Source organism: Agrobacterium sp. MS2 (genome assembly GCF_003261015.1).
In the GTDB taxonomy this organism is placed as follows: Bacteria; Pseudomonadota; Alphaproteobacteria; order Rhizobiales; family Rhizobiaceae; genus Agrobacterium; species Agrobacterium pusense.
Map to the genome: position 1 here is coordinate 1 of NZ_QLNF01000047.1, position 2520 is coordinate 2520.

Genomic DNA, 2520 nt, shown 5'->3' on the forward strand with positions numbered 1-2520 from the left:
AAACGGCTGGCGGCCAAAACCATGAATTGCACTATGGGGCAACAGGGGAAACGTCCCGAAGACGACATGAAGTGTGCGTTCCGGTCTGCCGGCAACAGCCGCGACCAGCTCGATCGCAAAGGTTGATCACCTCTGTTTCCAATCCGCGGAAAGCCACCTGACGTCATCCCGGTGGCTTACATTTCGTCGCTGGTGTAACGCGTCTTCGATTGCCTTCCGACCGGTTCCCATTCGCGCCTTCGCAACAAGAGGCACGCCTGTCCTGCCGCTCACTTCGGCGCTATGGGGGAGCGCGTTCCCGTCAGGACAGGCTGGATCACCGCCTCGATTGCTGTAGACGTTCATACCGACCCGTTTTCAATTCGCTGGCGATTGGAATTATCAGTCATGACAATTGGAAGTCCATGCCGAGGAGATCCAAGGACCTCCGATACAAGATTGCGATGCGAATGTCAGACTGCCTGTTTGTCACGCTTCCGTCAGACTGGATCGAACATCTCCCGAAACTCCGGATCAGCAAAATAGGCAAGCTTGTCTGCAAAAATTGGCCGCTGCCCGGCAAGAAACAGCAATTGTCCTTTTGCGGGCAGGTTGCGCACCTCATCAGGGGTGAGCAGCGGCCGGCCGGTATGCTGTTGGCTGTAGGAGATCCCGGTCTTATCGGAATCGAGGGCTCTCGCCATCGTCTGGAACACGACCGTTTCCTGTCCAAGCAAATTAGAGGTGAGGCGGGCGCTGTCATGATCGTTGACACCGAAGACCTGCAGCACGCCGGCGTTTGACAAAAAAGTTCCGGCGCGGTGACCGTATGTGGCACGCAGCTGATGGATGTCCTGGAGGATGGGCCAAAGCTGGACACCATAACCCGCCATCAGACCCATCGCGCGTTCGACTGGTGCCAGATGCCCGAGGGATGCGAACTCGTCGAGCAGATAAAGAACCGGTGTCGCCGGCTTTGTCGGATCGCGAGCCATTTCGAGCAGGCTTTGCGAAACAAGCAGGCGCAGCCAGCGCGAATAGGTCGAGAGGCGGTCAGGCGGAAGAACGAGGAACACCGTCATGCTGCTGCGCTTGAGATCGGCAAACCGAAAATCCGAGCGACTGAGGATGGCCGTCATACGCGGTGAATCAAGAAAATGCGTATGGCGTTGAGCCACGGACAGAACGCCTGCGGCTTCGCGATCGGATTTTCCGAGGTGGCGGTTTGCGGCGCGCGCGACAAGACCGCTCGCCGCATCACTGTCCTGCATACGCTTGAGCAGTGCCGCAAACTGTTCCGGAGCAAGGGTAAGATGCTCGCGAAGTGTTGCGAGGTGTCTGCGTCTCAAAGGCTCCGCTGCAACGATCTCGAGCAGCAATCCGGCAATCAATGCTTTTGCCTCCTCGTTCCAATGCGCCTCGCCCGCCATTCCCGGTTCGTCGAACACTAGAGCGTCAGCGAGGGCACTGGCATCTTCCGCGACATCGAGGCTGTAAGGATCGAGCATGGCCAGCGGATTGAAGGCTGCCGAGGGTCTGCCGGTGATCCCGAAAGGATCGAGCACATGAACCGGACCGAACTTCTGGCGCGCACGGCCGGTGATCCTTGCATTCTCGCCCTTTGGATCGACGCAGATCACGGAACGGTCGGCGGTCAGCAGGTTCGGGATGATTGTACCAACACCCTTGCCGGTACGCGTCGGTGCGATGGTTAGGAGATGGGCCGGGCCACCATAGCGCAGGGGTTTGGCTGATTTCGTATCACGACCGATCAACAGGCCGGACCCGGACGCGGTGAGAGCGGCTATCTCCTTGTCTGTCGCAAAGCGGGCGGAGCCGTGGGTATCATCGTCACTTTCCCCGAAATGCAAAATGAGCGCGCTGGTGATGAACCGGAAGGTTATGACGGCAAGCGCCAGCAGGGTGAGGAAATCGGGGAGGATGTAGACAAGCGAGCCGCGCCCGAAACCCGTTTGCTCGAGGAAATGACGGCCACCCATGCCGATCACAAAAGTGACGATGATAAGGATGAAGAGAAATCCGGCGAGCTGTTTCCAGATCCGGAAGGGCATGGCAAGCAAAGCCAGGACTGCCCAGAGCGGATCCCGCGCGGCGGCGCGCATCATGTTCTTGAATGCGTCCCGGGCAAGTCGCAACCGGTTCATGGAGCGCCCTGCCCGCTGTCGCCAGGCTCTCCCTTGTCCGGCGGTCCTTGTCCGATGAGATCGTCAAACAGCGCCTTGTCATTGTCGCGTGTCAGAAAGCCCGGCAGTTCGCGACGCAGCCATTCACCGAGTTGTTTGCTGAACTCCTGATCATCCGAGGCTTCGAGGTGATGCAGAATGAGCGAGCCGATCAGGACCTTGCGGCGCATATCGTTGTTGCGCTCGGTTTTTGAAAGCCGGGCCTTGAGCGCGGAGCGTTGCGCGTCCAGTTCAGCCAGGCGCTGTTCGATGGTTTTCCTTGCCACGATTATTCCTTTCGATTGCGGTCGCACGGAACGGCCGTTGTTGACCACGGCTTCGCTCCTGGAAGACAGAC

The 2520-nt window shown here is 58.8% G+C and carries 2 protein-coding genes; both read right to left on the reverse strand.

Annotated features, from left to right (window positions below; all coding sequences use genetic code 11):
- Positions 1–479: 479 nt before the first annotated feature.
- Positions 480–2144, reverse strand: a complete 1665-nt coding sequence (locus DOU54_RS15275) for a type IV secretory system conjugative DNA transfer family protein (protein WP_113731535.1) — start codon at positions 2142–2144, stop codon at positions 480–482.
- Complete coding sequence (locus tag DOU54_RS15280; RefSeq protein WP_146617375.1) at positions 2141–2449, reverse strand: mobilization protein; 309 nt, start codon at positions 2447–2449, stop codon at positions 2141–2143. Before DOU54_RS15280 ends, DOU54_RS15275 begins: the two co-directional genes overlap by 4 nt.
- Positions 2450–2520: the final 71 nt, after the last annotated feature.